The organism is Actinomadura litoris, assembly GCF_009733595.1.
GTDB lineage: Bacteria > Actinomycetota > Actinomycetes > Streptosporangiales > Streptosporangiaceae > Spirillospora > Spirillospora litoris.
Window position 1 is genome coordinate 175,293 of record NZ_WOFH01000001.1, and the last position, 26,427, is coordinate 201,719.

Annotated in this window: 26 protein-coding genes; 21 read left to right on the plus strand and 5 right to left on the minus strand. The window is 72.1% G+C overall.

What is annotated here, in order from left to right; translation table 11 throughout:
* The first annotated feature begins 117 nt into the window (after positions 1-117).
* Positions 118-1,671 carry an alpha/beta hydrolase gene (locus GNZ18_RS00800; RefSeq protein ID WP_156214134.1) on the plus strand — a complete coding sequence of 518 codons (1,554 nt, stop codon included), beginning with the start codon at positions 118-120 and terminating at the stop codon, positions 1,669-1,671.
* A 4-nt stretch (positions 1,672-1,675) separates the two neighbouring features.
* On the opposite strand, the gene GNZ18_RS00805 is transcribed toward GNZ18_RS00800, so the two are convergent.
* The 4 genes from GNZ18_RS00805 to GNZ18_RS00820 all read right to left on the minus strand — a co-directional run bounded on the left by GNZ18_RS00805 (position 1,676) and on the right by GNZ18_RS00820 (position 4,100).
* Positions 1,676-1,969 (minus strand): hypothetical protein, encoded by a 294-nt coding sequence (locus GNZ18_RS00805; protein WP_156214135.1) that lies wholly within the window; start codon positions 1,967-1,969, stop codon positions 1,676-1,678.
* The gene (locus GNZ18_RS00810) at positions 1,966-2,871 is read right to left on the minus strand and encodes a MarR family winged helix-turn-helix transcriptional regulator (RefSeq protein WP_156214136.1); all 906 of its coding nucleotides are present in this window, start codon (positions 2,869-2,871) and stop codon (positions 1,966-1,968) included. The genes GNZ18_RS00805 and GNZ18_RS00810 overlap by 4 nt, the downstream gene beginning before the upstream one ends.
* Before the next feature lie 375 nt (positions 2,872-3,246).
* Complete coding sequence (locus GNZ18_RS00815; RefSeq protein ID WP_156214137.1) at positions 3,247-3,438, minus strand: hypothetical protein; 192 nt, start codon at positions 3,436-3,438, stop codon at positions 3,247-3,249.
* Positions 3,435-4,100 carry a hypothetical protein gene (locus GNZ18_RS00820; protein WP_156214138.1) on the minus strand — a complete coding sequence of 222 codons (666 nt, stop codon included), beginning with the start codon at positions 4,098-4,100 and terminating at the stop codon, positions 3,435-3,437. Before GNZ18_RS00820 ends, GNZ18_RS00815 begins: the two co-directional genes overlap by 4 nt.
* Positions 4,101-4,975: 875 nt before the next feature.
* Here GNZ18_RS00820 and GNZ18_RS00825 point away from each other — a divergent pair.
* The 13 genes from GNZ18_RS00825 (at position 4,976) to GNZ18_RS00885 (ending at position 18,190) form a co-directional block, all read left to right on the plus strand.
* Positions 4,976-6,556 (plus strand): acyl-CoA carboxylase subunit beta, encoded by a 1,581-nt coding sequence (locus tag GNZ18_RS00825; protein ID WP_374225425.1) that lies wholly within the window; start codon positions 4,976-4,978, stop codon positions 6,554-6,556.
* A 5-nt stretch (positions 6,557-6,561) separates the two neighbouring features.
* Positions 6,562-6,744 carry a hypothetical protein gene (locus GNZ18_RS00830; protein ID WP_156214139.1) on the plus strand — a complete coding sequence of 61 codons (183 nt, stop codon included), beginning with the start codon at positions 6,562-6,564 and terminating at the stop codon, positions 6,742-6,744.
* A 135-nt stretch (positions 6,745-6,879) separates the two neighbouring features.
* Entirely contained in the window at positions 6,880-8,337 is a 1,458-nt protein-coding gene (locus tag GNZ18_RS00835; RefSeq protein ID WP_312874230.1) for an FAD-dependent monooxygenase, read from the plus strand.
* A 31-nt stretch (positions 8,338-8,368) separates the two neighbouring features.
* Positions 8,369-8,695: a TcmI family type II polyketide cyclase gene (locus tag GNZ18_RS00840; protein WP_156214141.1), complete on the plus strand. Its 327-nt coding sequence runs from the start codon at positions 8,369-8,371 to the stop codon at positions 8,693-8,695.
* Positions 8,696-8,715: 20 nt separating this feature from the next.
* Positions 8,716-9,972: a beta-ketoacyl-[acyl-carrier-protein] synthase family protein gene (locus GNZ18_RS00845; protein ID WP_156214142.1), complete on the plus strand. Its 1,257-nt coding sequence runs from the start codon at positions 8,716-8,718 to the stop codon at positions 9,970-9,972.
* Positions 9,969-11,198, plus strand: a complete 1,230-nt coding sequence (locus tag GNZ18_RS00850) for a ketosynthase chain-length factor (RefSeq protein ID WP_156214143.1) — start codon at positions 9,969-9,971, stop codon at positions 11,196-11,198. The genes GNZ18_RS00845 and GNZ18_RS00850 overlap by 4 nt, the downstream gene beginning before the upstream one ends.
* 24 nt (positions 11,199-11,222) lie before the next feature.
* Entirely contained in the window at positions 11,223-11,480 is a 258-nt protein-coding gene (locus GNZ18_RS00855) for an acyl carrier protein (RefSeq protein ID WP_156214144.1), read from the plus strand.
* 39 nt (positions 11,481-11,519) lie between these two features.
* On the plus strand, positions 11,520-12,320 hold the full coding sequence (fabG, locus tag GNZ18_RS00860) for a 3-oxoacyl-ACP reductase FabG (protein WP_156214145.1): 801 nt from the start codon (positions 11,520-11,522) through the stop codon (positions 12,318-12,320).
* Between the two features lie 35 nt (positions 12,321-12,355).
* The gene (locus GNZ18_RS00865; protein ID WP_156214146.1) at positions 12,356-13,306 is read left to right on the plus strand and encodes an aromatase/cyclase; all 951 of its coding nucleotides are present in this window, start codon (positions 12,356-12,358) and stop codon (positions 13,304-13,306) included.
* A 1-nt stretch (position 13,307) separates the two neighbouring features.
* Positions 13,308-14,471, plus strand: a complete 1,164-nt coding sequence (locus tag GNZ18_RS00870) for an FAD-dependent monooxygenase (protein ID WP_173390588.1) — start codon at positions 13,308-13,310, stop codon at positions 14,469-14,471.
* Complete coding sequence (locus tag GNZ18_RS00875; protein WP_214616356.1) at positions 14,471-16,162, plus strand: NAD(P)/FAD-dependent oxidoreductase; 1,692 nt, start codon at positions 14,471-14,473, stop codon at positions 16,160-16,162. Before GNZ18_RS00870 ends, GNZ18_RS00875 begins: the two co-directional genes overlap by 1 nt.
* 54 nt (positions 16,163-16,216) lie before the next feature.
* Positions 16,217-16,876, plus strand: a complete 660-nt coding sequence (locus GNZ18_RS00880) for a hemerythrin domain-containing protein (protein WP_156214148.1) — start codon at positions 16,217-16,219, stop codon at positions 16,874-16,876.
* 24 nt (positions 16,877-16,900) lie between these two features.
* Entirely contained in the window at positions 16,901-18,190 is a 1,290-nt protein-coding gene (locus GNZ18_RS00885) for a cation:proton antiporter domain-containing protein (protein ID WP_214616355.1), read from the plus strand.
* 49 nt (positions 18,191-18,239) lie between these two features.
* On the opposite strand, the gene GNZ18_RS00890 is transcribed toward GNZ18_RS00885, so the two are convergent.
* On the minus strand, positions 18,240-18,851 hold the full coding sequence (locus GNZ18_RS00890; RefSeq protein WP_246249327.1) for a MarR family winged helix-turn-helix transcriptional regulator: 612 nt from the start codon (positions 18,849-18,851) through the stop codon (positions 18,240-18,242).
* 103 nt (positions 18,852-18,954) lie between these two features.
* Here GNZ18_RS00890 and GNZ18_RS00895 point away from each other — a divergent pair, with 103 nt between their 5' ends.
* The 7 genes from GNZ18_RS00895 (at position 18,955) to GNZ18_RS00925 (ending at position 26,427) form a co-directional block, all read left to right on the plus strand.
* Positions 18,955-20,673: an MFS transporter gene (locus GNZ18_RS00895; RefSeq protein ID WP_312874231.1), complete on the plus strand. Its 1,719-nt coding sequence runs from the start codon at positions 18,955-18,957 to the stop codon at positions 20,671-20,673.
* Positions 20,673-21,149 (plus strand): cupin domain-containing protein, encoded by a 477-nt coding sequence (locus tag GNZ18_RS00900; RefSeq protein WP_156214150.1) that lies wholly within the window; start codon positions 20,673-20,675, stop codon positions 21,147-21,149. The genes GNZ18_RS00895 and GNZ18_RS00900 overlap by 1 nt, the downstream gene beginning before the upstream one ends.
* Positions 21,146-21,793: a hemerythrin domain-containing protein gene (locus GNZ18_RS00905; protein WP_156214151.1), complete on the plus strand. Its 648-nt coding sequence runs from the start codon at positions 21,146-21,148 to the stop codon at positions 21,791-21,793. Before GNZ18_RS00900 ends, GNZ18_RS00905 begins: the two co-directional genes overlap by 4 nt.
* Positions 21,794-21,853: 60 nt before the next feature.
* Positions 21,854-22,381: a flavin reductase family protein gene (locus tag GNZ18_RS00910; protein WP_156214152.1), complete on the plus strand. Its 528-nt coding sequence runs from the start codon at positions 21,854-21,856 to the stop codon at positions 22,379-22,381.
* Between the two features lie 4 nt (positions 22,382-22,385).
* Positions 22,386-23,906 carry an FAD-binding oxidoreductase gene (locus GNZ18_RS00915; RefSeq protein WP_156214153.1) on the plus strand — a complete coding sequence of 507 codons (1,521 nt, stop codon included), beginning with the start codon at positions 22,386-22,388 and terminating at the stop codon, positions 23,904-23,906.
* 216 nt (positions 23,907-24,122) lie between these two features.
* A complete protein-coding gene (locus tag GNZ18_RS00920; RefSeq protein WP_156214154.1) occupies positions 24,123-24,500 on the plus strand; it encodes a nitroreductase family deazaflavin-dependent oxidoreductase in 378 nt (125 codons plus the stop codon).
* Positions 24,501-24,645: 145 nt separating this feature from the next.
* Positions 24,646-26,427 (plus strand): ATP-binding protein, encoded by a 1,782-nt coding sequence (locus GNZ18_RS00925; RefSeq protein WP_312874232.1) that lies wholly within the window; start codon positions 24,646-24,648, stop codon positions 26,425-26,427.

A 26,427-nucleotide genomic window follows, 5' to 3' on the forward strand; every position in this document is an offset into this window, starting at 1 on the left:
GTCGCCGAGCCCTCAGTATCCGGGCGCCGCGCACGGCGGGCACTACAGCTAGCTGTAGTCACGACCCGCAGCGGGCTGCATTCTCGCGGCGGGCGTACGGACCTAGCGTCCCGGCCCATGACATCGAGAACATTCACCCGCGCCCTGGCGCGACGGCTGGGCGCGCTGGTCGCGCTACCCGTCCTGGCGGCCTCGGGCACGGTCGCCGCAGCCGCAGGGCCCGGCCCCGGCCCCGGACTCGCCCGCTACTACGGCCAGCACGTCACCTGGACGAGCTGCCAGCAGGGCTCCGACGACGAGCAGGGCCGCGAGCTGGACCGGGCCGGGGCCCGCTGCGCGCGGATCACCGTCCCGCTGGACCACACGCGCCCCGGCGGCCGGACGATCACCATCGCGCTGTCCCGGATCGCCGCCACCGACCGGGACCACCGGGTCGGCGCGATGATGCTCAACGAGGGCGGCCCCGCCGAACCGACGCTCGGCATGCCGCTGGAGGCGCGCCGGTACATGGGCGCGGTGGGCGCGCGATACGACCTGGTCGGGATGGACCCGCGCTTCGTCGGACGCAGCACGCCGCTCGACTGCGGATGGCCCGGCGGCATGTGGATCCGCTCGGCGGGCTCCACCAGGGCCGCCTTCGACAGCCAGGTCGCCCTCCAGAAGGACCTGGCCGAACGCTGCGCGCGCAGCAGCGGCGACGTCCTGCCCTACGCCGACACCCGCGATACCGCCCGCGACATCGACATCGTCCGCGCGGTGCTCGGCGAGCGCCGCCTCTCCTACCTCGGCTACTCCTACGGCTCCTACCTCGGCGCCGTCTACGCGCAGATGTTCCCCGGGCGGACCGACCGGATGGTGCTCGACAGCCCCGGCGACCCGCGCGTGTGGGGTCCCCGGCTGACCGGCACCGAGGGCCCCTCGGAACGGGCGCTGCGCGCGTGGGCGGCCTGGACGGCGGCGCGGCACGGCGAGTACGGCCTCGGCCGGACGCGGGCCGCCGTGCTCGGCACCGTCGCGCGGATCGTCCGGGCCTCGGCGGCGCGCCCGCTGCGCGTCGGCCGGTACACGGTCGACGAGCACCTCGTCCCGTACCTGGTCTACGGCGGTGTCGGCAACGACCGCGACGAGGCGCGGGCCTCGTTCGCCTCCAGCGTGAAAGTCCTGGACGCGGCGGCGCGCGGCGAAGAGGCCACGCCCACACCCGAGCTGGAGGGCGCGCTGCGGTTCAATCTGAGCGGCGGGAGCTCCGCGCTCGTCAGCCCGGCGGCGGCGATCCTGTGCGGCGACCGGGCCGCCCCGCGCGACCCCGAGGTCTACTGGGGCGACGTCCAGCGCTCCCGGCGCCGCCATCCGCTCTTCGGGCCCATCACGAACAACATCGGGCCCTGCGCGTTCTGGCCCGCGCCGCCGCGCGAGCAGCCGACCGCGATCACGACCGGGGCGCCGGCGCTGCTCGTGTCCGCCACCGGCGACACCGCCACGACCTACCGGGGCGCGCTCGGGCTGCACGGGCTGATGAGCGGATCCCGCCTGCTCACCCTGCGCGGGACCATCGCCCACGGCATCTACGGCGAGTACGGCGCCCCCTGCGTGGACGCCAAGGTGAACGCCTACCTCGCGTCCGGGACGCTCCCCTCTCGGAACCCCACATGCGCGCCGGGCCGGAGGTGACGCGTCAGGCGTTCAGCAGAGGAACGATCTCCTCCAGGACGTAGGTGCCCGGGTCGCGACCCTTGAGCGGCGTCTCCAGCACGCGGACGCCGTGGGTCGCGGCCTGTTTCTTCAGCAGCGAGCGCGAGCCGGACTCGACGCCGCCGCCGATCACCAGCAGGTCGACGTCGCCGCCGCCGAGATGCGCGATCGCGTCGGCGTCGACGGTGACGCCCGTCCCCTCGATGCCGTGCTCGCTCATGGCCTTGGTGACGGAGTCGACGATGGCGCGGCCTCGGCCGATGACCAGGACGGTCATGGGGTCCTCCTCTGTGGCGTGGGAGCCTCGCTCGGAATGAGCGCGAGCAGGAGGCGGTTCAGCTCCGCGATCCGCTCCGCTCCGATCTCTATGACTAGTTCCCGTTGGAAGTCGTCCATATCGTCGCGGGCCTCGCGATGGCGCCGCCGCCCGTCGGGGGTGATGAGCAGCAGGTGCTCCCGGCGGTCGTCGGGGTTGCGGTCGCGCCGGATCACCCCGGCCCGCTCCAGCTCGTCGATCGACTGGATGATCGCCGGGCCGCTCACGCCCATCAGCCCGGCGAGCCGCTGCTGCGAGCAGGGCTCGGCGCTCGCCAGCGCGGTGAGCAGGCCGAAGTGGCGCGGCCGCAGGCCCCGCGAGGCGAGCCGCTGCTCGCCGCGCCGGCGGAGGCGGTGGTGGCAGCGGGCGATGAGGAACCCGGTGCGCGCCAGCAGTTCGGCGGGCAGCGCGTCCCGCAGGTCGGGGATCAGGTCGAGCAGGATCGGGACGAGGCGGGCCCGCTCGTCCGCCGACAGGCACGCGAACGCGGCCCGCTCGGCCTCGTCGGCCGCCGCGCGCAGCTCCTCGCACGCGCGCTCCCCGGCCTCGGTCGCCCGCAGCGCGTACCGGCGGCGGTCGGCGGGGTCCCGCTCGCGGACGACGTAGCCGGGGGTTTCGAGGCCGTCCACGACCTTGACCATGTCGGTGCGGCTGATGTCGAGCAGCGCGCCCACCCGGGCCTGGGACAGGGGCCCGGCGTGGATCAGCAGGAGCAGCACGCCGATCTCGCGCGGATGCCGGCCGATGGGCATCGCGTCGGCGCCGTGGGCGTGCACATGGAGGAACGCGCGCTTCATCAGGTGCCCGGTGTAGCCGAGCAGACCCCGGTCGGAGCCCGGGGGGGTCATATCTTCACTGGTCATCAGTATAAGTCTAGCAAAGTTTACGGATGATTAAGCATCTTGACGATTAACGAGCTGGACGCTACCTTGGTCTCCGTCGCACGAGCGAGGACTGGGGGCTCCATGTCCGATTTGTCGCAGTGTGTAGGGGGATCGACGTCTCTATCGGAGACGTCGGATTCAGGGCCGGATTCCGCCCCGGATTCGGGGCCGGATTCAGAGCCGCATTCACGGGCGGCCACCCGCGGGTGGGCCGGTCCGCCGGGCCGAGCCCGCGCCGGGCTTTTCGCCGGGAACCGAAGCAGGTAATCCGCCGGCTCCCGGCGGGGGGGACGAGGGACGTGTGCGGTGCGGCCGGCGGGGCCGCCGCACCGCACACCTACGGGCGTCCGGCGGCTAGGCCGGACGCCGGCTTTCCCCTGCCCTCAGGTCGATGATTTCGTCGAGGTCGTACAGCGCCCTTCTCGTGGTGCCGTGCCGGGTGAGCTTGCGACGGCTCGCCCACTTCCTGATCGTGGCCTCGGAAACGCCCGCGGCGAGCGCGGCGAGTTCGGTCGGGACGAGGCGAGTCTGTGTTCGCGGCGTCATCCTGTTCCCCCCATAAGACCATCCCCCGGGTTTTCTCTCCGTCGTAGCTGATGCGCTAGGTCGAGCCATTGATGAGGACGCCAAACATGGCCCGCCGCGCACTTGACATCGCGTCCGCCGCGGCCGTCCCATTCGCGCGGAGACGCCATGATCTTCGCGTTGCAGCCGGGCCAGACGCATTCGCCGATCTCCAGCCGCCCGGCATCGGGCGTCGAGTCGCGGCCGACCCGCGCCACCGCGACGACCTCATTGGCGAATTCGACCGCCGCGGAATGCGCCAGCATCCAGTCGAGGTGGGTGAGGACGAACGCCGCCAGCGCGCGCGGCTCGCGCCGCTCGGGCCGGCAGACCCGGCGCTCGTCGGCGATCAGGGCCGCCCAGGACGCGAGCGTGGACAGGATCGCCGACCGCGCGGCGACGGCCCTGTCGTTGAGCGTTATCCCTGCTCGGCGGCTTCCCCTGCGGATCTGGCCGACCGGCGGGCCGGCGGTGTGGGCCAGTGCGGCAGCGCACTCGTCGAAGAGGTCGGGGAGCTGCTCGACGGCGCTGCGGGTGGATTCGTGACACGCGACGCAGACCCGGCTTCCGGGCCGCGGGATCTGGCGCCGCCGCTGGGGTCGACGGTCGCCACAGCTAGGTCCGCCACAAAGAACTATGTCCATTTTGATCACCTGACAACTAAGGACCAGTCAACGGGCATGATGGGCGGGGACCATCGCGTTCATGCTCAGCACGACAGTGCAAGCGGTGCCCTCGGCACGCTTCCCTGTTTTCGCCGCCGGCGTCCGCCTGATCGGCGAAGAACCCTCACGGTGAGAGAATTAGTACGCTACGTCCCCGGATACAAGCCCACAGCCGTATAGCCCCCCGTCGTTAATCTCGCGTTCCGCATCGATCATTGCTCGCGGCTTCGCAGCGGCGGCCTGTCCTCCACCGCTTCCCGATCGAACGCTAAGGAACGGCCGCTGGATCCGTCCAGTCTGTATACCAATCATTTCGTTGTCCACACCTGGACATGCCTCCCCGCTAACTCCTCTTGCCGTGGCGTCGTCTCAGGGGTTTCATTGCGCGGCCGCGCCCGCGCATTGATCATCAGTGCCCGCAGCGATCTTCAATCGCGCTTCAGACCACAATTTGTGAATGCCACCTCACGTTATGAAATGAGCTCTGACCGGCCCGTCTTTCCAGCTCGGAGCCGATCAGTTTTCTGCCCGTTGACATCGGTCGACCGATGATGTCACGCTGATTCCGGCGGCAGAGCCATGCGCTCGGCCGAGACGGCACCGAGAGCCTCTCCCCCGCCCCGCACGGTCTCACTCCGTGATCGCATTCGTCCTCCACACCCCCGCGGGTCCGACCCGGCCGGCGTCCCCTCGACCATCGAGCGGGCCGCCCCCCGTCCGGCATCGTGCCCACCCCGCCGACGCACACGATCGACGCGCACGGCGCATCCATGTCGCTCCGGCGCGAGGTGGAGGAGACCGGGGAGATGGGTCCCGGAGCCTTGACAGTCCGCTCATTCGAGGAGTTGGCGACGTTGCTCACCCAGGGACAGACGGAGGATGACCTCGCGCGGGACGTGCGGCTGAACGAACTGCGCGCCCTCAAGGAGACCGTGCGCGAGGGGGCCGATCCGGAGGCCACCAGGCGCCAGCACGGCAAGGGCAAGCTCACCGCGCCCGAACGCATCGCGATGCTGCTCGACGAGGGCAGCTTCACCGAGATCGAGGGGCTGCGCAGGCACCGCGCCACCGGTTTCGGGATGGAGCGGCGCAGGCCGCACTCCGACGGTGTCATCACCGGCTGGGGCACGGTGTTCGGCCGCACCGTCTTCGTCTACGCGCACGACTTCCGGATCTTCGGCGGGGCGCTCGGCGAGGCGCACGCGGAGAAGATCCACAAGGTCATGGACATGGCGCTGGCGGCGGGCGCCCCGCTGGTCAGCCTCAACGACGGCGCGGGCGCCCGGATCCAGGAGGGCGTCACCGCGCTCGCCGGCTACGGCGGCATCTTCACCCGCAACGTCCACGCGTCGGGGGTGATCCCGCAGATCAGCGTGATGCTCGGCCCGTGCGCGGGCGGGGCGGCCTACTCCCCCGCGCTCACCGACTTCGTCTTCATGGTGCGCGGGGTGTCGCGGATGTTCCTGACCGGGCCGGACGTCGTCCAGTCCGTCACCGGCGAGGAGGTCTCCCAGGAGACGCTCGGCGGCGCCGACATGCACGCGACGACGTCGGGGCTGTGCCACTTCGTCCACGACGACGAGGAGAGCTGCCTCACCGACGTCCGCTACCTGATCTCGCTGCTCCCCTCCAACAACCGGGAGATCGCGCCGGTGCGCGTCACCCACGACCCGGCCGACCGGCGCACCGACGCGCTCGAACGCCTGGTGCCCGCCGAGCCCAACCGGTCCTACGACGTGCGCGACGTCCTGGAGGAGATCCTCGACCTCGGCGAGTACATCGAGGTCCAGACGCACTGGGCGGCGAACGTGGTCTGCGCCCTCGGCCTGCTGGACGGGCGGACGGTCGGCATCGTCGCCAACCAGCCCGCCGTCCTCGCCGGGGTCCTGGACCTCGACGCCAGCCAGAAGGCCGCCCGGTTCGTCCGGTTCTGCGATGCCTTCAACATCCCGCTCGTGACGCTGGTCGACGTCCCCGGCTTCCTGCCGGGCGTGGACCAGGAGCACGGCGGGGTGATCCGGCACGGCGCCAAGCTGCTGTACGCGTACTGCGAGGCGACGGTGCCGCGCGTCCAGGTCATCCTGCGCAAGGCGTACGGGGGCGCCTACATCGTCATGGACTCCCGCTCGGTCGGCACCGACCTGTCGCTGGCCTGGCCCGGCAACGAGATCGCGGTGATGGGCGCCGAGGGCGCCGCCAACGTGATCTTCCGGCGGGAGATCGCCGCCGCCCCGGACCCGGAGGAGGCCAGGAAGCAGAAGATCAAGGAGTACCGGGACGAGCTGATGCACCCCTACTACGCCGCCGAGCGCGGGCTCGTGGACGACATCATCGAGCCGGGCGAGACGCGCGCCGCGCTCTGCGGGGCGTTCAGGATGCTGAGCGCGAAGCACGCCGTCCCGCCCACCCGCAAGCACGGCATCCCGCCCCAATGAGCGGCGTGCTGCAAGTGGCCGGCGGGCGCCTCGACCCCGCCGAGCTGGCCGGGCTGGTCCTGGCGCTCCACCTGGCGCGGCGGGCGGCCGCGGCCGCCGCCACCGCACCCGGTGGACGCAGCGTGCTGATCCCGCCGCCGTTCGTCCCGCCGCACAGCTGGACGCGCCGGGAGCCCGGCCGTCCCTGACCGCCTCCACCGATGCTCCCGATGGTCACCCGCCACCAGTGAAACGCGAGGCGCGCGAGCGCCTTACGAAGGCCGGACCCGTCCCGGGTCCGGCCTTCCTCATCTCATTCTTCCTTTCCCTATCAGGGAGGTTTGGTGGACACGCCCGTCATCGTCGTCGGCGCCGGTCCCTCGGGGCTGGTCCTGGCGGCGGAGCTACGCCTCGGCGGCGTCGAGGTCATCGTCCTGGAGAAACTGGCGAAGCGCTCGGGGGAATCCCGGGGACTCGGATTCACCGCGCGCACGCTGGAGATGTTCGACCAGCGCGGGCTCGTGCCCCGCTTCGGCGAGGTCGAGACGAGCCCGCAGGGCCATTTCGGCGGCATACCGATGGACTACTCGGTCCTCGCGGACGCCCACTTCGGGGCGCGCGGGATCCCGCAGTCGCGCACCGAGGAGGTGCTGGAGGACTGGGCGACCGAACTCGGCGCCGACATCCGGCGCGGCGTCGAGGTCGTCGGGATCACCGACGACGGCGAGGGCGTCGACGTCGACGCCGTCGGGCCCGACGGCCCGCTGACCCTGCGGTCCCGCCACGTGGTCGCCTGCGACGGCGGCCGCAGCACCGTCCGCGCGCTCACCGGCTTCGAGTTCCCCGGGACCGACTCGACCATCGAGATGTTCCTCGCCGACGTCGGCGGCTGCGTCATCGAGCCGCGCCAGATCGGCGAGAAGGTGCCCGGCGGCATGGTGATGTCCGCGCCGCTCGGCGAGGGCTACGACCGCATCATCGTCGTCGAGCGCGGCACGCCGCCGCGGCGGCGCACCGCCCCGCCGGACTTCACCGAGGTCGCGGACGCGTGGCAGCGCCTCACCGGCCAGTCCCTGCACGGCGGGCACGCCCGCTGGGTCAGCTCGTTCGGCGACGCCACGCGCCAGGTCACGCGGTACCGGCTGGGGAACGTGCTGATCGCGGGGGACGCGGCGCACACCCACCTCCCCGCGGGCGGCCAGGGCCTCAGCGTCAGCGTCCAGGACGCCTTCAACCTCGGCTGGAAGCTGGCCGCCACCGCCGCCGGACGCGCGCCGGACGGCCTGCTCGACAGCTACCACGCCGAGCGCCACCCGATCGGCGCGCGGCTGCTGATGAACACCCAGGCGCAGGGGATGCTCTACCTCAGCGGCGTCGAGATGGACCCGCTCCGCACGGTCTTCTCCGAGCTGATGGACGACGCGAACGTCCGGCGGCGGCTGGCCGGGATGGTCAGCGGCCTCGACGTCCGCTACGACGTCGGGCCGGGTTCGCACCCGCTGGTGGGGCGCCGCGTCCCCAAGGTCGAACTCGTCGTCGGCGACGCCAAGACCAGCACGTTCGGCCTGCTGCACGACGGCCGCCCGGTGCTGCTGCGGCTGCGCGAGGGCCTCGCGCCGGCGGCGGGCCTCGCCGAGCACGTCAAGGTCGTCGACGCCGTCCCGCACGGGCTGCCCGACGACAGCCCCCTGTGCGGCACCGCGACGCTTCTGGTCCGCCCCGACGGCTACGTCGTCTGGGCCGGCGACGACGGCTCCGGGCTGCGGGACGCCGCGTCCCGCTGGTTCGGCACACCCCGCTAGTCAGGACCCTCGCGAGCGAAGGAGAGATCCGATGCACAGCACCCTCATCGTCGCCCGGATGGCACCCGAGTCCGAGGCGGAGGTCGCGGGGCTGTTCGGCGCGTTCGACAAGACCGAGATGCCCGGGCTGATGGGCACCCGCCGCCGCCAGCTCTTCCACTACCGGGGCCTGTACTTCCACGTGCAGGACTTCGCCGACGACCACGGTGGCGAGGCCATCGAACAGGCCAAGACCCATCCGCTGTTCGTGCAGGTCAGCGACGACCTCCGGGCGCACATCACCGCCTACGACCCCGCAACCTGGCGCTCGCCGTCCGACGCGATGGCGACCCGCTTCTACCACTGGTCCACGGAATGAGCCGAGGGGGCGACGCCTCGATGGGGCATCGAGCAGTGATCACGGGAATCGGTGTGACGGCACCGGGCGGCATCGGGACGAAGGCGTTCTGGAACCTGCTCGCCGAGGGACGCACCGCCACCCGCACCATCAGCTTCTTCGACCCGGCGCCGTTCCGGTCCCGGGTCGCGGCGGAGATCGACTTCGACCCCGAGGCGCACGGGCTCGGGCCGCAGGAGATCCGCCGGATGGACCGGGGCGCGCAGCTCGCCGTCGTCACCGCCGCCGAGGCGCTGGCCGACAGCGGGCTGGAGCAGGGCGACCTCGACCCGCACCGGGTCGGGGTCACGGTCGGCACGGCGGTCGGCGCGACGATGGGCCTGGACCAGGAGTACCGGGTGGTCAGCGACGGCGGCCGGCTCGACCTCGTCGACCACGCCTACGCCGTCCCGCACCTGTACGACTACTTCGTGCCGAGCTCGTTCGCCAAGGAGGTCGCCTGGTCGACCGGCGCGGAGGGCCCGGCGACGGTCGTCTCGACGGGCTGCACGTCCGGGCTGGACGCCGTCGGCCACGCGATCGAGCTGGTCCGCGACGGCGAGGTGGACGTCATGATCGCCGGTGCGTCGGACGCGCCGATCTCACCGATCACGGTCGCGTGCTTCGACGCGATCAAGGCGACCACCGCGCGCAACGACGACCCGGAGCACGCGTCGCGGCCGTTCGACGGGTCCCGCAACGGGTTCGTGCTCGGCGAGGGCTCGGCGATGTTCGTCATCGAGAGCCTGGAGCGGGCGCGGCGGCGCGGCGCGCACATCTACGCCGAGATCGCCGGGTTCGCGACGCGGTGCAACGCCTTCCACATGACGGGCCTGCGCCCGGACGGCCGCGAGATGGCCGAGGCCATCTCGCGGGCGATGGACGAGGCGCGCACCGACCCGGCCGACGTCGACTACATCAACGCGCACGGGTCGGGCACCAAGCAGAACGACCGGCACGAGACCGCCGCGTTCAAGCGCAGCCTCGGCGAGCACGCCTACCGGGCCCCGGTCAGCTCGATCAAGTCGATGGTCGGGCACTCGCTCGGCGCGATCGGCTCGATCGAGATCGCCGCGTCGGCGCTGGCGATCGAGTACGACCTCGTCCCGCCGACCGCGAACCTGCACACGCCCGACCCCGAGTGCGACCTCGACTACGTCCCGCTCACCGCGCGCGAGCAGCGCACCGACACCGTGCTCACGGTCGGCAGCGGGTTCGGCGGCTTCCAGAGCGCGATGGTGCTGCGGAGCGTCGCATGAAGTCGGTGGTGATCACCGGGACCGGTGTGACCGCGCCCAACGGCCTCGGCAAGGACGACTTCTGGGACGCGACCCGCGCGGGCCGCACCGGCATCGGGCCCGTCGGACGGTTCGACGCCACCGGGTACCCCTCGACGCTGGCCGGCGAGGTCCCCGGGTTCGTCGCGCGCGACCACCTGCCGAGCAGGCTGATCCCGCAGACCGACCACATGACGCGGCTCGCGCTGGTCGCGGCCGACTGGGCGCTCGCCGACGCGGGCATCGTCCCGTCGGAGTGGCCCGAGTTCGGCATCGGCGTCATGACCGCGAGCTCGTCGGGCGGGTTCGAGTTCGGGCAGGGCGAGCTGAAGAACCTGTGGAGCAAGGGCGGCCAGTACGTCAGCGCCTACCAGTCCTTCGCCTGGTTCTACGCGGTGAACAGCGGCCAGATCTCGATCCGCAACGGGCTGCGCGGGCCCGGCGGCGTCCTCGTGTCCGACCAGGCGGGCGGGCTGGACGCGGTCGCGCAGGCGCGCCGGCAGATCCGCAAGGGGGGCGGCCTGGTCCTCGCCGGAGGCGTGGACGGGTCGATCTGCCCGTGGGGCTGGGTCGCGCAGATCGCGGGCGGGCGGCTGAGCACCGACCCCGACCCGGGACGGGCCTACCGCCCGTTCGCCGCCGACGCCGCCGGGCACGTCCCCGGCGAGGGCGGCGCCCTGCTGGTGATGGAGGAGGAGGACGCGGCGCGGGCGCGCGGAGCGCGGATCTACGGGCGCGTCGCCGGCTACGGCTCCACCTTCGACCCGCACCCCGACACCGGGCGCGAACCCGGCCTGCGCCGCGCGGCGGAGATCGCGCTGCGGGACGCGGCGCTCCGCCCGTCCGACATCGACGTGGTGTTCGCCGACGCGGCGGCGATCCCCGACCTCGACCGGGTCGAGGCCGAGGCGATCAACGCGCTGTTCGGTCCGGGCGGCGTCCCGGTCACCGCGCCGCAGACCATGACCGGGCGCCTCAACTCCGGCGCCGGGCCGCTCGCGCTGAGCACCGCGCTCTACGCGATGCGGGACGGGCTGATCCCGCCCACGCTCACCCGCGACCCGTCCCCCGCCTACGGGCTCGACCTCGTCCGCGACACGCGGGAGGCGGCCATGAGCACCGCCCTGGTCCTCGCGCGGGGCCAGGGCGGGTTCAACTCGGCGATGGTCGTCGCCACCGCCGAGGCGCCCGTCGCCGCACCTGCCTGACCAGGCTTCACGGAAGGAACCACGATGTCCGAATTCACCGTCGAGGACCTCGGCCGCGTCCTGCGCGAGGCGGCCGGCGAGAGCGAGGTGGCGGTCGGCGGCGACAGCCTCGACACCGACTTCGCCGAGATCGGCTACGACTCCATCGCGCTGTTGGAGGCCGCCGGGCGGATCGAGCGCCAGCTCGGCATCCAGCTCGACGACGAGACCGTCGGCGAGGCCACCACGCCGCGCCTGTTCCTGGCGGTCGTCAACCGCCAGGGCTCCGCCGACGCCGCCTGACACGTCCCGAACCGCAAGCGACCCCCGAAAGGAGCAACGATGCCGACGACCGAGCAGCGCGCGCAGGAGGGCCGCGTCGCCCTCGTCACCGGCGCCACCAGCGGGATCGGGCTGGCCGTCACCCGGCGGCTCGCCGAGACCGGGCACCGGGTCTACATCTGCGCCCGCACCGCCGAGACCCTGCGCACGACGCTCAAGGAGCTGCGCGAGGAGGGCCTGGAGGTCGACGGGACGCCCTGCGACGTCCGCGACCCGGAGCAGGTCAGGGCGTTCGTCACCGCGGCCGTCGAGCGGTACGGGCCGGTGCACGTCCTGGTCAACAACGCGGGCCGCAGCGGCGGCGGCGTCACCGCCGAGCTGCCCGACGAGCTGTGGCTGGACGTCATGAACACCAACCTCAACAGCGTCTTCCGGGTCACCCGGGAGGTGCTCACGACCGGCGGGATGCGCGGGCGCGGCCGGGGCCGGGTCATCAACATCGCCTCCACCGCGGGCAAGCAGGGCGTGGTGCTGGGCGCGCCGTACTCGGCGTCCAAGCACGGCGTCGTCGGGTTCACCAAGGCCCTCGGCAACGAGCTGGCGCCGCACGGCATCACCGTCAACGCGGTCTGCCCCGGCTACGTCGAGACGCCGATGGCGCAGCGGGTGCGCAGCGGCTACGCCGCCGCCTACGGCGTGTCCGAGGACGAGATCCTCACCAAGTTCCAGGCGAAGATCCCGCTCGGCCGCTACTCCACCCCGGACGAGGTGGCCGGTCTCGTCGGCTACCTCGCGACCGACACCGCCGGGTCCATCACCTCGCAGGCGCTCAACGTCTGCGGCGGCCTGGGCAACTTCTGACCCCCGGTGATTTCCGAAGCGAAGGAGGAGAGACCATGACAGCGCCATCCGGCCTCCACGAGGTCGAGCACACCGTCACGGTGCGGGCACCGGCGGCCGAGGTCTACCGGCTCCTCGCCGACGTCGGGAACTGGCCGCGGCTGTTCCCGCCGACCGTCCACGTGGAGCGGCTCGGCGAGATGGACGGCGGCGAGCGGATCCAGATCTGGGCGACCGCCAACGGCGAGGCGAAGGGCTGGACGTCGCGGCGCCTGCTGGACCCCGAGGCGCGGCGCATCGAGTTCGCGCAGGAGGTCACGGTGCCCCCGGTCGCGGCGATGGGCGGCACCTGGATCGTCGACGCCGTCTCCGACGAGGAGAGCCTGGTGCGGCTGCTGCACCACTACCGCGCGATCGACGACGACCCGGACGGCCTGGCCTGGATCGACACCGCCGTCGACCGCAACAGCGACGCCGAGCTGGCCGCGCTCAAGGCCAACGCCGAACTCGGCGGCACCGAGCCCGACCGGCTGCTGTCCTTCCAGGACTCGCTGCGCGTCGAGGGCTCGGCCAAGGACGTGTACGACTTCCTCAACGAGGCCGGGCTGTGGGCCGAGCGGCTCCCGCACGTCGCGCGCGTCGGCCTCACCGAGGAGAGGCCGGGCCTCCAGATCCTGGAGATGGACACCCGCACCGCGGACGGCTCGACGCACACGACCAAGTCGGTGCGCGTGTGCTTCCCGCACGAGCGGATCGTCTACAAGCAGATCACGCTGCCCGCGCTGATGGACCTGCACACCGGCTACTGGCTGCTGGAGGAGGACGGGCAGGACGGCGTCCTCGTCACCTCCCAGCACACGGTGGTGCTGAACACCGAGAACATCACGAAGGTGCTCGGCGCGGACGCGGGCGTCCTGGAGTCGGCGCGGTTCGTGCGGAACGCGCTCAGCCGCAACAGCACCGCGACGCTCGGCCATGCCAAGGAATACGCCGAGAGCAGGCGCTGAGGTGGCGGCCGACGCCGACCCGCGGCAGGTCGTCGTGGTGGGGGCGGGCCCCGCCGGGCTGCTGCTCGCCGGGTCGCTCCGCCTCGGCGGGGCCGAGGTGACGGTGCTGGAGCGCCGCACCGAGCGCGCCACCGAGACGCGCGCCACCACGCTGAACGCGCGGACGATGGAGATCTTCGACGAGCTGGGCCTGCTCGACCTGCTCGGCGTCCCGCCCAACGAGCCGATGGGGCACTTCGGCGGCATCCCGCTCGACCTGTCCCAGGTCGACTCCCCCTATCCGGGCCAGTGGAAGGTCCCGCAGACGCGGGTCGAGGAACTGCTGGAGAAATGGGCCATCGAGCAGGGCGCGCAGGTGAGGCGCGGCGTCGGCGTCCGCTCGGTGCGCGTCCGCTCGACGTTCGCCGAGGTGGGCGGCGACGGGCTGGAGGAGCCGCTGCGCGCCGCCTACCTCGTCGGCTGCGACGGGCAGGACAGCACGGTGCGGAGCGAGGCCGGGATCGCGTTCCCCGGCACGTCCGCCACGCACGAGCTGCTCGCGGCGGACGTCGCCGGGATCGACGTCCCGAACCGGCGGTTCGAGCGGTTCCCGGCGGGGCTGGCCGTCGCGTCCAGGCGGCCGGACGGGCTGACCCGCGTGATGGTCCACCGGCACGGCCACCTCACCCCCCGCCGGATCGGCACGCCCTCGTTCGGCGAGGTCGCCGCCGCCTGGCGGACGGTGACCGGCGAGAGCATCGGGCACGGCACGGCCGTCTGGCTGCACGCCTTCGACAACGCCGCGCGGCAGGCCGAGCGGTTCCGGCGCGGCCGGATCCTGCTCGCGGGCGACGCCGCCCACCGGCAGATGCCGGTCGGCGGGCTGCCGATCAACCTCGGGATCCAGGACGCGCACGCCCTCGGCCCGGCGCTCGCCGCCGTCGCCACCGGGCGCGGCCCCGAGTCGCTGCTGGAGGACTACCACGACCGGCGGCACGGGGCGGTGCGCAAGGCGCTCAGCGCGATGCGGGTCCAGGAGCAGCTGCTGCTCGGCGGCCCGGAGCAGGACCCGCACCGCGCCCTGATCGCCGACCTGATGACGCACCGGTCGGTCCGGCGCAAGCTCGCCGCGTTCGCCAGCGGCCTCGACCACCAGGAAGACGAGAAGGACGCAGAGGAGAAGTGATGTCCAAGACCGTGACGATGAAGAGCCCCGACAAGAGCGACGGGAAGACCCACCTCGTCGACGTGGTGATCCTCGGCTCCGGGCTGGCCGGTTCGGTCACCGCCTCGATCCTCGCGCGCCAGGGCGTCAAGGTCGCGCTGATCGACGCCTCGCAGCACCCGCGCTTCGCGATCGGCGAGTCGATGACCCCGCAGCTCGTCGAGTGGCTGCACATCCTCGCCGAGCGCTACGACGTCCCCGAGATCAAGGGCCTGACCTCGATCACCGCCAGCACCCGCGACATCGGGCCGACGTTCGGCAACAAGGCGCACTTCGGCTTCATGCGGCACTACCCGGGCAAGGAGCCCGACCCGCGCGAGTCCACCCAGTTCACCATCCCCAAGATCCTCACCCAGGCGAGTCACATGTTCCGCCAGGACTCCGACTCGTTCATGTTCCACGCCGCCTGCCGGTACGGCAGCGTCACCCGGCAGAACTGGCGCGCCACCGACCTGGACTTCGACGACGACGGCGTCACGGTCACCGGCAAGAACGGCGAGGTGTTCCGCGCCCGGTACCTGATCGACGCGAGCGGGTTCCGCTCGCCGCTGGCCGAGAAGTTCGGGCTGCGCGAGACGCCCGCCCGCTTCAAGCACCACTCGCGGTCGCTGTTCACGCACTTCGTCGGCGTCCGGCCCTTCGACGAGGTGAGCCGGCACCCGCGCAAGGAGCGCCCGCCGAAAGCCTGGCACGAGGGCACGATGCACCACCTCATCGAGCGCGGCTGGTTCTGGATCATCCCGTTCGACAGCTACAAGAAGTCCAAGAACCCGCTGTGCAGCGTCGGGCTCACCATCGACCCGCGCCGCTACCCCAAGCCCACCGACATGACGCCCGAGGAGGAGTTCGAGTCCTTCCTCGACCAGTACCCGGCGGTCAAGCGGCAGTTCACCGACGCGCACCGGGTCCGCGAGTGGGTGTCGACCGACCGGCTCCAGTACTCCTCGTCCCGCACGATCGGCGACCGCTGGTGCCTGATGTCGCACGCCGCCGGGTTCATCGACCCGCTGTTCTCGCGCGGCCTGTCCAACACCTTCGAGGTCGTGGACGCGCTGGTGCACCGGCTGCTCGGCGCGCTGAAGGAGGACGACTTCAGCGAGGAGCGCTTCGCCTACGTCGAGCAGCTCGAACGGGGCCTGCTGCACTTCAACGACGAACTCGTCAACAGCTCGTTCATCTCGTTCGAGAACTTCGAGCTGTGGAACGCGATGTTCCGGGTCTGGGGCGCGTTCATCACGCCCGGCGTCATGCGGCTCACCCGCGCCCGCATGCTCTACCTCAAGTACGGCCGGGACGAGAGCTTCCTCGAACTGGAGGACGCGCCCTACCCCGGCCTGTGGTGGCCCGAGAGCGACAAGTTCAAGAACCTCCTCGAAGGCGCCGCCGAGGCGTGCGAGAAGTACGAGGCCGGCGCGCTGACCGGCACCGAGGCCGCCGCGATCGTCCACCGGCTCATCCAGACCACCGACATCGTCAACCCGGTGTTCGGCTGGAAGGACCCGGAGCAGCGGCACATCTTCCCCACCACCTTCATGATCGCGCGGTTCCTGTACTGGGCGTCGGTGCAGGGCCCGCCCGAGATGAACGAGCTGGGCCGCGAGTTCATGAAGGGCATCCTCAAGAACGGCGTGAAGATGCGGAAGCTGCTCTAGCGCCGGACGGCCGACCGCGCACACCCCCCCACCACACCTTCGACAGGGAGAGACATGGAAGCCCCCGACCGTCTGCTGGCGATGAACGCCGCGCACGCGGCGTTCCGCCGCGACCTGGACCGGCTGGCCACCGCCGCCGGCCGCGCCGACCTCGCCGACCCCCGCCGCCGCGCCGCGCTACTGGCGGGCTGGCGCACCTTCAAGACCCAGATGCGCAAACACCACCAGGGCGAGGACGACCACATCTGGCCCCGCCTGCGCGAGCGGCTTTCGGGCAGCGAGAACGCCCTCTCGGTGCTGGCCGAGATGGACGCCGAGCACGCGCGGCTCGACACGCTGCTGAAGGCCGTCGACGACACCCTGGAAACGCCTGGTCAGAACGGCGTGACCGGGGGGTCGGCGCCGGCCGGGCGGGCGGAGGTCGAGGGCGCGGTACGCGAGCTGCACGAGGCGCTGTCGGCCCATCTCGGCCACGAGGAGCGGGACGCGTTGCCGCTGATCGGCATGGCTCTCAGCGATGCCGAATGGGACGATGTCATGGACGCGATCCGGGCCTCGGCCGACCTCGCGTTCGTCGCCGAATACCTTCCGTGGCTGGCCGACGGCGCGACGGGCGAAGAACTGGAGCGCATCGAGACGATCGTGCCTCCGCCCTTCCGGGCGGTCTACCGCCAGGAGTGGAGGCCCGACTACGCCCGGACCGACCGCTGGTGAGGAAGGCGTCCGATGTTAGATTCCATGGCCCCCCCGGCCGACACCAGGATCGCGATCATGTTCGCCGGTGTGGCGGTGGTACTGCTCACCGGGATCCTCTTCGGCCGGATCGCGAAGACGGTCCGCCAGCCCCTCGTCATCGGTGAGATCACGGCCGGCATCATGCTGGGCCCGAGTCTCATGGGCCAATTCCCGGGTAATCCTACCAAGCAACTTTTTCCCGGGGACGTGCGGCCGCTGCTGTCGGCGGTCGCGCAGATCGGCGTGATCCTGTTCATGTTCTCGGTCGGGTGGGAGTTCGAGAGGAAGCTCATCCGCAAGCACCTCACCGCGGCGGCGGGGGTGTCGCTGATGTCGGTCGCGCTGGCCTTCGGGCTCGGCGTCGCGGCCGCCTCGGTGCTGTACCCGCGGCACGACTCGGTGGACGGGCACCACGTCTCCGCGCTGGCGTTCTCGGTGTTCCTCGGCGCCGCGATGTCGGTCACCGCCTTCCCGGTGCTGGCCCGCATCCTCAGCGACCACCGGATGGCCGGGACGCGGATCGGCACGCTCGCGATGGCCAGCGCCGCCGTCGACGACGTGCTCGCCTGGTGCATGCTCGCCTACGTGTCGGCGCTGGTCACCTCCGACGGCGACCCGTCCGAGCTCGGCACGATCGCGCTGCGTTCCGCGGTCTACGTCGCGCTCATGTTCGCGGCCGTCCGTCCGCTGCTCCGCGCGCTGGTGGCGCGGCTCACCGGCGCCGAGCAGTGGCGGACGCTGCTCGGGGTGCTGTGCGCGGGGGCGCTGCTGTCGGCCTGGGCGACGACCTGGATCGGCATCCACGCCATCTTCGGGGCGTTCCTGTTCGGGTTCGTCACGCCGCGCGAGCCGGCGGAGCGGCTGGTCGAGCACGTCCGGCGGCCGCTGGAGCACCTCAGCCTGATCCTGCTGCCGGTGTTCTTCATCGTCACCGGCCTCGGGGTCGACATCGGCGGGCTGCACGGCACGCAGTACCTGGAGCTCGCGCTGATCATCCTGGTGGCGTGCGCCGGCAAGATCGTGGGGGCCGCCGCGCCCGCGCGGCTGGCGGGGATGACCTGGCGGGAGACCGGGACGCTCGGGCTGCTGATGAACACCCGCGGGCTGACCGAGCTGATCATCCTCAACGCGGCCGTCGGGCTGGGCGTCCTGGACGGCCAGATGTTCACGATGATGGTGCTGATGGCGCTGGTCACGACCGCGCTGGCGGGTCCGCTGCTGCCGCGGGGCGAGGCCCTGGAGCGGCTGCGGGAGCGTCCCGCCGAACTCGTCCCCGCCCGGTCCCCCGGCTGAGCCGGGCGACCGGGGCCGCGGGGGCCCGCTCGACCCGCCGGGCGGACGTTCAGTCCGTCCGGCGGGGGCGGCCCGGGGCCTTGGACCGCCGGTGCGCCTCGCGCAGCACGGTGACGTGGGCGCGCATGATGCCCGACACCGTCCGCAGGTAGTCGAGGATCACCTCGCGGTCGCGGGGGCTCAGGGCCAGCCGGAGCCCCTCATAGGTCTCATCGAGCGGCTCGAACAGCCGGTACAGCTCGGCGATCTTCTCCGGGACGGGCCGGATCAGCTGCCTGCGGCGGTCCCTCGGGTCGCGCTCGCGGGTGACGAACCCGGCCGCCTCCAGCCGGTCGACGACCCCGGTGATCGCGCCGGTCGTCAGCCCGGTCAGCTCGGCGAGCCGGCCGGAGGTGACCGGCTCGTCCTGGGTGGCCTCGGTGACGTGCCACAGGCAGAACGAGTCGCTCGGGCTCATGCCCATCAGGGCCGCGCCCGCGGAGTTGAGCGCCACGGCCGCGAGCGCCACCTCCTGGGTCGCGGCCATCAGCCGGCGGAGCGACGGCCCGTCAGGCGAACCGCCCGACGGGCCGCCCGCGCTGGTAGATGGCCTGGAGGACGTCTCGTCCCCGCTGGTCGGCGTGCCGTCGAAGGCGATGTCCCCGCGTGGTTCCGTCGTCATCCTTGACACCTCAAAACCGGTTTCCTTAGCATCTATATAGTTCACTAGCTTATCGATTAAGGGCTCGGATGAGCCCATCAACTAAGGTAACTGGAGGCCCCTCGTGGTCCAGGACGTGCACAGCCGGCCCGACCCGCCGGGCCCTCCCGCCGACTGGGAGGACCTGGACCCCCGGCGGTGGCTCGGCCTCTCGCTCGTACTGGTCGCCGGATTCATGGACCTGCTGGACGCCACGATCGTCAACGTGGCGATCCCGAGCATCCAGCGTGACCTCGACGCCCAGTACGCCTCGATCGAATGGATGGTGTCGGCCTACCTGCTGGCCTTCGCCTCCGTCCTCATCACCGGCGGCCGGCTCGGCGACATCGTCGGCCGCAAGCGCATGTTCCTGATCGGTGTGCTCGGCTTCACGGTCGCGTCCACCCTGTGCGGCATCGCGCCGACGCCGGGCGTGCTGATCGCCTCGCGCTTCCTGCAGGGCGCCATGGCGGCCCTGATGGTTCCGCAGATCCTCGCCATCATCCACGTCACGTTCCCACCCGAGGAGCGCGGCAAGGTGTTCGGCCTGTTCGGGGGCATCATCGGCTCGGCGGCGGTGGCCGGGCCGATCCTCGGCGGCATCCTGGTGGAGGCGAACCTGTGGGGCCTGCAATGGCGTCCCATCTTCCTCGTGAACATCCCCGTCGGAGTGATCGTTTCGATCCTGGCATGGCGGGTGCTGCGCGAGTCCAAGTCCCCCACGGCCGCCAAGCTCGACCTGCTCGGCGTGGTGCTGGTGACGGCGGCGGTGCTGCTGGTCATCTACCCGCTCACCGAGGGCCGCGCCAACGGCTGGCCGCTGTGGGGCTACCTGATGATGGTCAGCGCCATCCCGGTGCTCGCGGTGTTCATCGTCTATGAACGGCGCCGCACCGCGACGGTCGGCTCCCCGCTGGTCGTGCTGCGCCTGTTCAAGGCCCGCGCGTTCGACGGCGGCCTGCTGGTGTGGCTGCTGTTCCAGGTGGCGCTCGGCGCGTTCTTCTTCGTCTGGACGCTCTACATGCAGTTCGGCCTCGGCTGGACCGCGCTGCACGCCGGCCTGACCGCCGTCTCGTTCGCGCTGGGCGCCTCGCCCGCCGCGGGCATCTCCATCCAGGTACTCACGCCCAAGTTCGGCCGCAAGGTCGTCATGGCCGGGGCGCTGCTCAACGCGGCCGGGTTCGGCGCCTACATCTGGGCGATCCACCACTACGGCACCGACATCACCTCCTGGGAGATGGTGCCGCCGCTGGTGCTGTCGGGCTTCGGCTTCGGCCTCGTGGTCGCGCCGATCACCGACATCGTGCTGTCGGGGGTGCCGACGCGGGACGCGGGCTCGGCGTCCGGCCTGTTCAACACCACCCAGCAGCTCGGCGCGGCACTCGGCATCGCGCTCGTCGGCGTGCTCATGTTCCACCTGATCGCCCAGCAGGCCGACGGCAGCGTCGACGAGGTCGAACCGAAGCTGCGGGCCGACCTCGCGGCCGTCCAGGTCACCGGGCAGCAGCAGGACGCCCTGGTCCAGGGCTTCCGCACCTGCGTGACCGACCGGGCGAACGCGACCGACCCGAGCGCCACGCCCGAGAGCTGCCGGCAGCCGGTCATGGGGGCGCCGAACCCGCAGGCCGCCCAGCAGGTGGCCAAGGTCCTCACCGACAACGGCACGGAGGCGAACGCCAAGGACTTCTCCAAGTCGTTCTCCATCGGGCTCGGCTACCTGATCGGAGCGCTGATCATCTGCTTCCTCGGGATGTTCACGCTGCCGCGCCGCGCGACCTACGACTCGACGATGGCGGACACCTGATGATGACCAAGCCTCTGCATCTCGACGACGTCACGCCCGTCCGCTGGGGCGGGCAGGAGGCCGCGCGGTTCCTGCTGCGCGGCACCGACACCGCCGGGCGGTTCTCGCTCTACGAGGTGAGCCTCCCGGAGAACGAGGGCTCGATCGTCCACACGCACGAGCACATGGACGAGACGTTCTTCGTCGTGGAGGGCCGGATCACCGTCCGGCTCGGCGACGAGGAGTTCGACCTGCGCGCGGGCACCGTGCTGTTCTGCCCGCGCGCGATCCCGCACGCGTTCCGCAACAGCGGGACGGGCACCGCGAAGATTCTCTGCGTCACCACTCCGGGGGGCATCGAGGACTTCTTCGAGGAGCTCTCCGCCCTGATGGCGGGCGCGACGCCCCCCGAGTGGCCGCGCATGCGCGAGGTCGCGGCACGCCACGGCATCGTCGCCCACCCGCCCGCGACATCCTCGTCTGGGGAGAGGACATGACCCACAGCAACGTCAGTGCCCGCTATGTCGACAACGAACGGCTCATCGCGCTGAACGCCTCCCACGCGGCCTTCAGGCGCGACCTCACCAAGATGGCGCGCGTGGCGACGGTCGCCAACTTCCGCGACCCGGCGCATCGCAGGTCGATCCTCAACGGGTGGGCCGTCTTCAAGAACCAGCTTGAGCAGCACCACTCGCACGAGGACCGGTTCATCTGGCCGAACCTGCGGGAGAACATGGCCAACAGCGAGGCGGCCATGTCCGTCCTGGACGACATGGAGTCCGAGCACGCGCTGATCGACCCGCTGCTGCGCTCGGTCGACTACGCCTTCGAGCACCACGAGACCGCCGACCTGGCCGCCGTGCTGGACGAGCTGAACTCCAAGCTCGGCTACCACCTCACGCACGAGGAGCACGACGCGATCCCGATGATCGTCGAGGCGATCCCCGAGAAGGAGTGGAAGAAGATCGTGTCCGGCATCAAGAAGGCGTCGATGTCGGGGGCGCCGGAGTTCATGCCGTGGGTCACCGAGGGGGCGACCGACGGCGAGGTCAAGCGGATCCTGAGCATGCTCCCCCCGCCCGCGCGCCTGATCTACCGGCGCGTCTGGGTCCCCAAGTACCGCAAGGTCAGCCGCTGGTAGTCCGCTCCGGCAGTCGCGATCCTCGGTCCGGTCCGTCCGGGCCGGGGATCGTTTCCGTTCATGGAGGTTGATGTGTCCGTGATCGACCCGAAGACCCTGCGGAACGTCTGCGGGCTGTTCGTCACCGGCGTCACCGTCATCACCACCGAGGAGGAGGGGAAGCCGACCGGCACCACGGTCAACTCCTTCACCTCGGTGTCCCTCGATCCCCCGCTCGTCCTGTTCTGCCTGCACAAGGACTCGCGGCTCGCGCCGGCCCTGGCGCGCTCGCGCAGCTTCGGCGTGAACTTCCTCGCCGGCCGGCAGGAGCGCCTCGCGTGGGCGTTCGCCGGCCGCGACCCCGCCGCGCTGGAGTCGGCCGTCCACCACACCACCGAGACCGGCGTGCCGGTGCTCGGCGAGGCGCTGGCGTTCCTCGCCTGCCGGCTGGTGAACGAGTACGACGGCGGCGACCACACCATCTATCTCGGGGAGGTCGCCGAACTCGGCGGCTCCCGCCACGGCGCGGAGCCGCTGGTCTTCTTCCGGGGCTCCATGGGGGTCCTGGAGGAGCAGCTGCTCGGCATCCATCCCATTCTGGACGGGTGAGGCAATGACGGTCAGTCGCAGAACCTTCCTCGGCGCCGGTGCGGGCGCCCTCTCGCTGCCGGTGCTCACGGGGTCGCTGGGCCCCGCGCGGGCGGCGGCCCGGGCGCGGGCCACCCCGTGGGACGCGCTCGCCTCCCGGTTGCGCGGCACCCTCGTCCGGCCCGGCGACGCGGCCTACGAGCAGGCCAAGCAGCTCGACCTCGGGCAGTTCGACGCGGCGCGCCCGCAGGCGGTCGCCTACTGCCAGAGCCCCGCCGACGTGTCGCTGTGCCTGCGTTTCGCGCAGGACAACGGCGTCCCGCTGACCCCGCGCAGCGGCGGCCACAGCCTGGGCGGGTACTCGACGACCCAGGGCCTGATCGTGGACGTCTCGCGGCTGAACGCCGTCACCCCGGGCGAGGGCACGGTGCGGTTCGGCGCGGGCGCGCAGAACATCGACCTGCTCACCGGGCTCGCCCCGCACGGCCGCGCGGTCGTCGGCGGCGCGCACGCGACGGTCGCGGCGGGCGGGTACGTCCAGGGCGGCGGGGTCGGCTTCCTGACCCGGAGGCTCGGCATGGCCTGCGACGCGATGACCTCGGCCGAGGTCGTGCTCGCCGACGGGCGCGTCGTCACCGCGTCCCGGCGGCGGCACCCGGAGCTGTTCTGGGCGCTGCGCGGCGGCGGTGGCGGCAACTTCGGCGTGGTCACCTCCTACACCGCGACCACGGCGCAGGTCGGGACGGTCGCGGCGGCCACCCTCGCCTGGCGTTTCGACGACGCCGCCGACCTCCTCGACGGCTACACCCGCTGGCTGGTGGACGCGCCGTCCTCGATCGGCGGCATCGTGCTCGTGTTCCTGCCGGACGCGGCGCCCGGCACCCCGCCGGTCGTCGCGCAGCAGCTCGTCGGGACCGGCGGCCCCGAGCAGCTCACCGCCGAGGTCGACCGGATGCTGTCGCTGGTGGGGAGGGCCCCGCAGTCGAACCGGGTGGCCGAGCTGCCCTATCGGGACCTGATGATGAACATCTACGGTTGCGCCACGCTCAGCACCGACCAGTGCCGCCGCGTCGGCACCCGGCCGGACGCCCGGTTGCCCCGCACCCCGTTCGGCCTGGCCCGCAGCCGCCTGTTCAGGGGGCCGATCCCGCGCGCCGCCTGGGACCGGGCGCTCGCCGTGTTCGACACCGCGCGCGTCCCCGGGCAGCGCCACCAGATGGAGGTGCTCGCGCTCGGCGGCGCCGCGAACGCCCCGGGGCGGACCGACACCGCCTACGTCCACCGCGACAGCCTTTTCAACATCCAGTACGTGACGCCCGTCTTCCAGCCGACCGACGAGGGGCGCGCCGCCGCCCGCGCCTGGGTGGACACCGGGTTCGAGGCGATCGACCCCCATTCCAGCCGCGAGTCCTACCAGAACTTCATCGACCCCGCGCTGCCCGGCTGGCAGCGCGCCTACTACGCCGAGAACTATCCGAGGCTGAGCCGGATCAAGCACGCCTACGACCCGCACGGCGTGTTCCGCTTCGCCCAGGGGATCCGCTGATCCCCCGCGCCCGGCCTTTCCGGCCCCGCTGACCTTTCCCACCCTTCCGACCCGCCCGTTCCTGAGCGTCCGGCCCCCTGAGCCCGGGGCCCGCGCGCCGGGCCGGGCCTCCACGGCCGCGTCTCCGCCACCCGTCCGGCGGGGACGCGGCCATCGCCGTGCCGGGGCGCCCGGACAACGCCCCCTCTCCCCGTACAGAAGAAAGAGGTGTCGCCGATGTCGATCCAACGACGGCTCGCGAGGTTCAACAAGATCGTTGCCAACCGCATCATCGGCCGTCCGATGGCGCGCATGCCCGGGTTCGGCGCGCTGTTCCACACCGGCCGCAGGTCGGGGCGGCTCTACCGGATCCCCGTCAAGGTGTTCCGGCGCGACGGCGTCTACGTGCTGCCGATGCCCTACGGACCGGACTGCGACTGGGTCCGCAACGTCGTCGCCGCCGGCGGCTGCGAGCTGCGCACCCACGGGCGGCGGGTGAAGCTCGCCGACCCGCACGTGATCATCGATGAGCGGCAGCACGACATCCCGGCCCACATCCGGTTCGTCCTGCTGCGGCTCGGCATCAAGCACTTCATGGTGCTCAACCCCGTCTGAACCCCGCGGATCGCGGACGGCGCGCCGGCGCCCCGCCCGCCGGCGCGCCGTCCGATCCGCGCCCCACCGACCCAGGGCCGCACCGACTCAGGGCCCCACCGATCCGGGGCCGCGACCCGCGGGCCCGCTGCCGAGAGGAAGAGCCGTGCGCAGGATACTGATCGCCAACCGCGGGGAGATCGCGGTCCGCATCGCCCGCGCCTGCCGCGACGCCGGGCTGACCAGTGTCGCCGTCTACGCCGAGCCGGACCTGGACGCGCTGCACGTCCAGGTGTCCGACGAGGCGTACGCGCTGGGCGGCGCGACCGCCGCCGACTCCTATCTGGACATCGGCAGGGTCCTCGAAGCGGCGAAGAAGGCGGGCGCGGACGCCGTCCACCCCGGCTACGGCTTCCTGGCCGAGAACGCCTGCTTCGCGAGGGCCGTGCAGGACTCGGGGCTGACGTGGATCGGGCCGCCCCCCGACGCGATCAACGCGCTCGGCGACAAGGTCAAGGCCCGCGCCCTCGCGCAGCGGGTCGGCGCGCCGCTGGTCGCCGGGACGGACGGCCCGGTGTCGGGCGCCGCCGAGGTCGAGGCGTTCGCCCGCGAGCACGGGCTGCCGATCGCGATCAAGGCGGCCTACGGCGGCGGCGGGCGCGGCCTGAAGGTCGCCCGCACGATGGACGAGGTCCCCGAGCTGTACGAGTCGGCCGTCCGGGAGGCCGTCGCCGCGTTCGGACGCGGCGACTGCTTCGTCGAGCGCTACCTCGACAAGCCGCGCCACGTCGAGACGCAGTGCGTGGCCGACGCGCACGGCAATGTCGTCGTCGCCTCCACCCGCGACTGCTCCCTCCAGCGCCGCCACCAGAAGCTGGTCGAGGAGGCCCCGGCGCCGTTCCTCACCGCCGAGCAGGACGCGCTGCTGCGCGAGGCGTCGAAGGCGCTCCTGCGCGCCGCCGGGTACGTGGGCGTCGGCACCTGCGAGTTCCTGGTCGCGCAGGACGGCACGATCTCGTTCCTGGAGGTCAACACCCGGTTGCAGGTCGAGCACCCGGTGACCGAGGAGGTCGCGGGCCTCGACCTCGTCCGCGAGATGTTCCGCGTCGCGGCCGGTGAGCCGCTCGGCTACGACGACCCGCCGGCGCGCGGCCACTCGATCGAGTTCCGGATCAACGCCGAGGACGCCGGGCGGGGGTTCCTGCCCGCCGCCGGGACGCTGGCGCGGTGGGAGCCGCCGTCGGGGCCGGGCGTCCGGCTGGACTCCGGCTACGTCGCGGGGCAGACCGTCCCGCAGGTGTTCGACTCGCTGATCGCCAAGCTCGTGGTCACCGGCGCGACCCGCCGCCAGGCGGTCGAGCGCGCCCGCCGCGCGCTCGCCGAGTTCGGCATCGCGGGGCTGCCGACCGTGCTGCCCTTCCACCGCGCCGTCCTGGACGACCCGGCGTTCGTCCCCGCCGCCGACGACGCCCCGTTCACCGTCCACACCCGGTGGATCGAGACCGAGTTCGACAACCGGATCCCGCCGTGGGAGCCGGACGCGGCGGCCGACCCGGCCGAGGCGGACGCGGGCGAGCGCGAGCGGATGACCGTCGAGGTCGACGGCAGGCGCGTCGAGCTGGTGTTCCCGCCCGGGTTCGGCGCCCCGGCGCCCGGCGCCGTGCCGCTCAACGGCGGCGTGGTCGCCCCGGCGCGGCGGCGGCCCGGGAAGGGGCGCGGCGCCCGGACGTCCGGCGACGCGCTCGTCTCCCCCATGCAGGGCACGATCGTCAAGATCGTCGCGGCGGACGGCGCGGCCGTCGAGGCGGGCGACACCGTCCTGGTCCTGGAGGCCATGAAGATGGAGCAGCCCCTCGCCGCGCACAAGGCCGGGACGGTGACCGCGCTGTCCGCCGAGGTCGGCCAGACCGTGACCTCCGGCGCCGTGCTCTGCACGATCGAGGGCTGA

Bases quoted from the DNA above. Each gene is read 5' to 3' on its own strand.
- GNZ18_RS00880 (WP_156214148.1), top strand. From the start codon at position 16,217: ATGGAAGCCCCCGACCGTCTGCTGGCGATGAACGCCGCGCACGCGGCG.
- GNZ18_RS00900 (WP_156214150.1), top strand. From the start codon at position 20,673: ATGATGACCAAGCCTCTGCATCTCGACGACGTCACGCCCGTCCGCTGG.
- GNZ18_RS00885 (WP_214616355.1), top strand. From the start codon at position 16,901: ATGGCCCCCCCGGCCGACACCAGGATCGCGATCATGTTCGCCGGTGTG.
- GNZ18_RS00820 (WP_156214138.1), bottom strand. From the start codon at position 4,100: ATGGACATAGTTCTTTGTGGCGGACCTAGCTGTGGCGACCGTCGACCC.
- GNZ18_RS00890 (WP_246249327.1), bottom strand. From the start codon at position 18,851: ATGACGACGGAACCACGCGGGGACATCGCCTTCGACGGCACGCCGACC.
- GNZ18_RS00810 (WP_156214136.1), bottom strand. From the start codon at position 2,871: ATGACCAGTGAAGATATGACCCCCCCGGGCTCCGACCGGGGTCTGCTC.
- GNZ18_RS00815 (WP_156214137.1), bottom strand. From the start codon at position 3,438: ATGACGCCGCGAACACAGACTCGCCTCGTCCCGACCGAACTCGCCGCG.
- GNZ18_RS00850 (WP_156214143.1), top strand. From the start codon at position 9,969: ATGAAGTCGGTGGTGATCACCGGGACCGGTGTGACCGCGCCCAACGGC.
- fabG (WP_156214145.1), top strand. From the start codon at position 11,520: ATGCCGACGACCGAGCAGCGCGCGCAGGAGGGCCGCGTCGCCCTCGTC.
- GNZ18_RS00910 (WP_156214152.1), top strand. From the start codon at position 21,854: ATGGAGGTTGATGTGTCCGTGATCGACCCGAAGACCCTGCGGAACGTC.
- GNZ18_RS00920 (WP_156214154.1), top strand. From the start codon at position 24,123: ATGTCGATCCAACGACGGCTCGCGAGGTTCAACAAGATCGTTGCCAAC.
- GNZ18_RS00855 (WP_156214144.1), top strand. From the start codon at position 11,223: ATGTCCGAATTCACCGTCGAGGACCTCGGCCGCGTCCTGCGCGAGGCG.
- GNZ18_RS00800 (WP_156214134.1), top strand. From the start codon at position 118: ATGACATCGAGAACATTCACCCGCGCCCTGGCGCGACGGCTGGGCGCG.
- GNZ18_RS00875 (WP_214616356.1), top strand. From the start codon at position 14,471: ATGTCCAAGACCGTGACGATGAAGAGCCCCGACAAGAGCGACGGGAAG.
- GNZ18_RS00805 (WP_156214135.1), bottom strand. From the start codon at position 1,969: ATGACCGTCCTGGTCATCGGCCGAGGCCGCGCCATCGTCGACTCCGTC.
- GNZ18_RS00865 (WP_156214146.1), top strand. From the start codon at position 12,356: ATGACAGCGCCATCCGGCCTCCACGAGGTCGAGCACACCGTCACGGTG.
- GNZ18_RS00845 (WP_156214142.1), top strand. From the start codon at position 8,716: ATGGGGCATCGAGCAGTGATCACGGGAATCGGTGTGACGGCACCGGGC.
- GNZ18_RS00905 (WP_156214151.1), top strand. From the start codon at position 21,146: ATGACCCACAGCAACGTCAGTGCCCGCTATGTCGACAACGAACGGCTC.
- GNZ18_RS00915 (WP_156214153.1), top strand. From the start codon at position 22,386: ATGACGGTCAGTCGCAGAACCTTCCTCGGCGCCGGTGCGGGCGCCCTC.
- GNZ18_RS00840 (WP_156214141.1), top strand. From the start codon at position 8,369: ATGCACAGCACCCTCATCGTCGCCCGGATGGCACCCGAGTCCGAGGCG.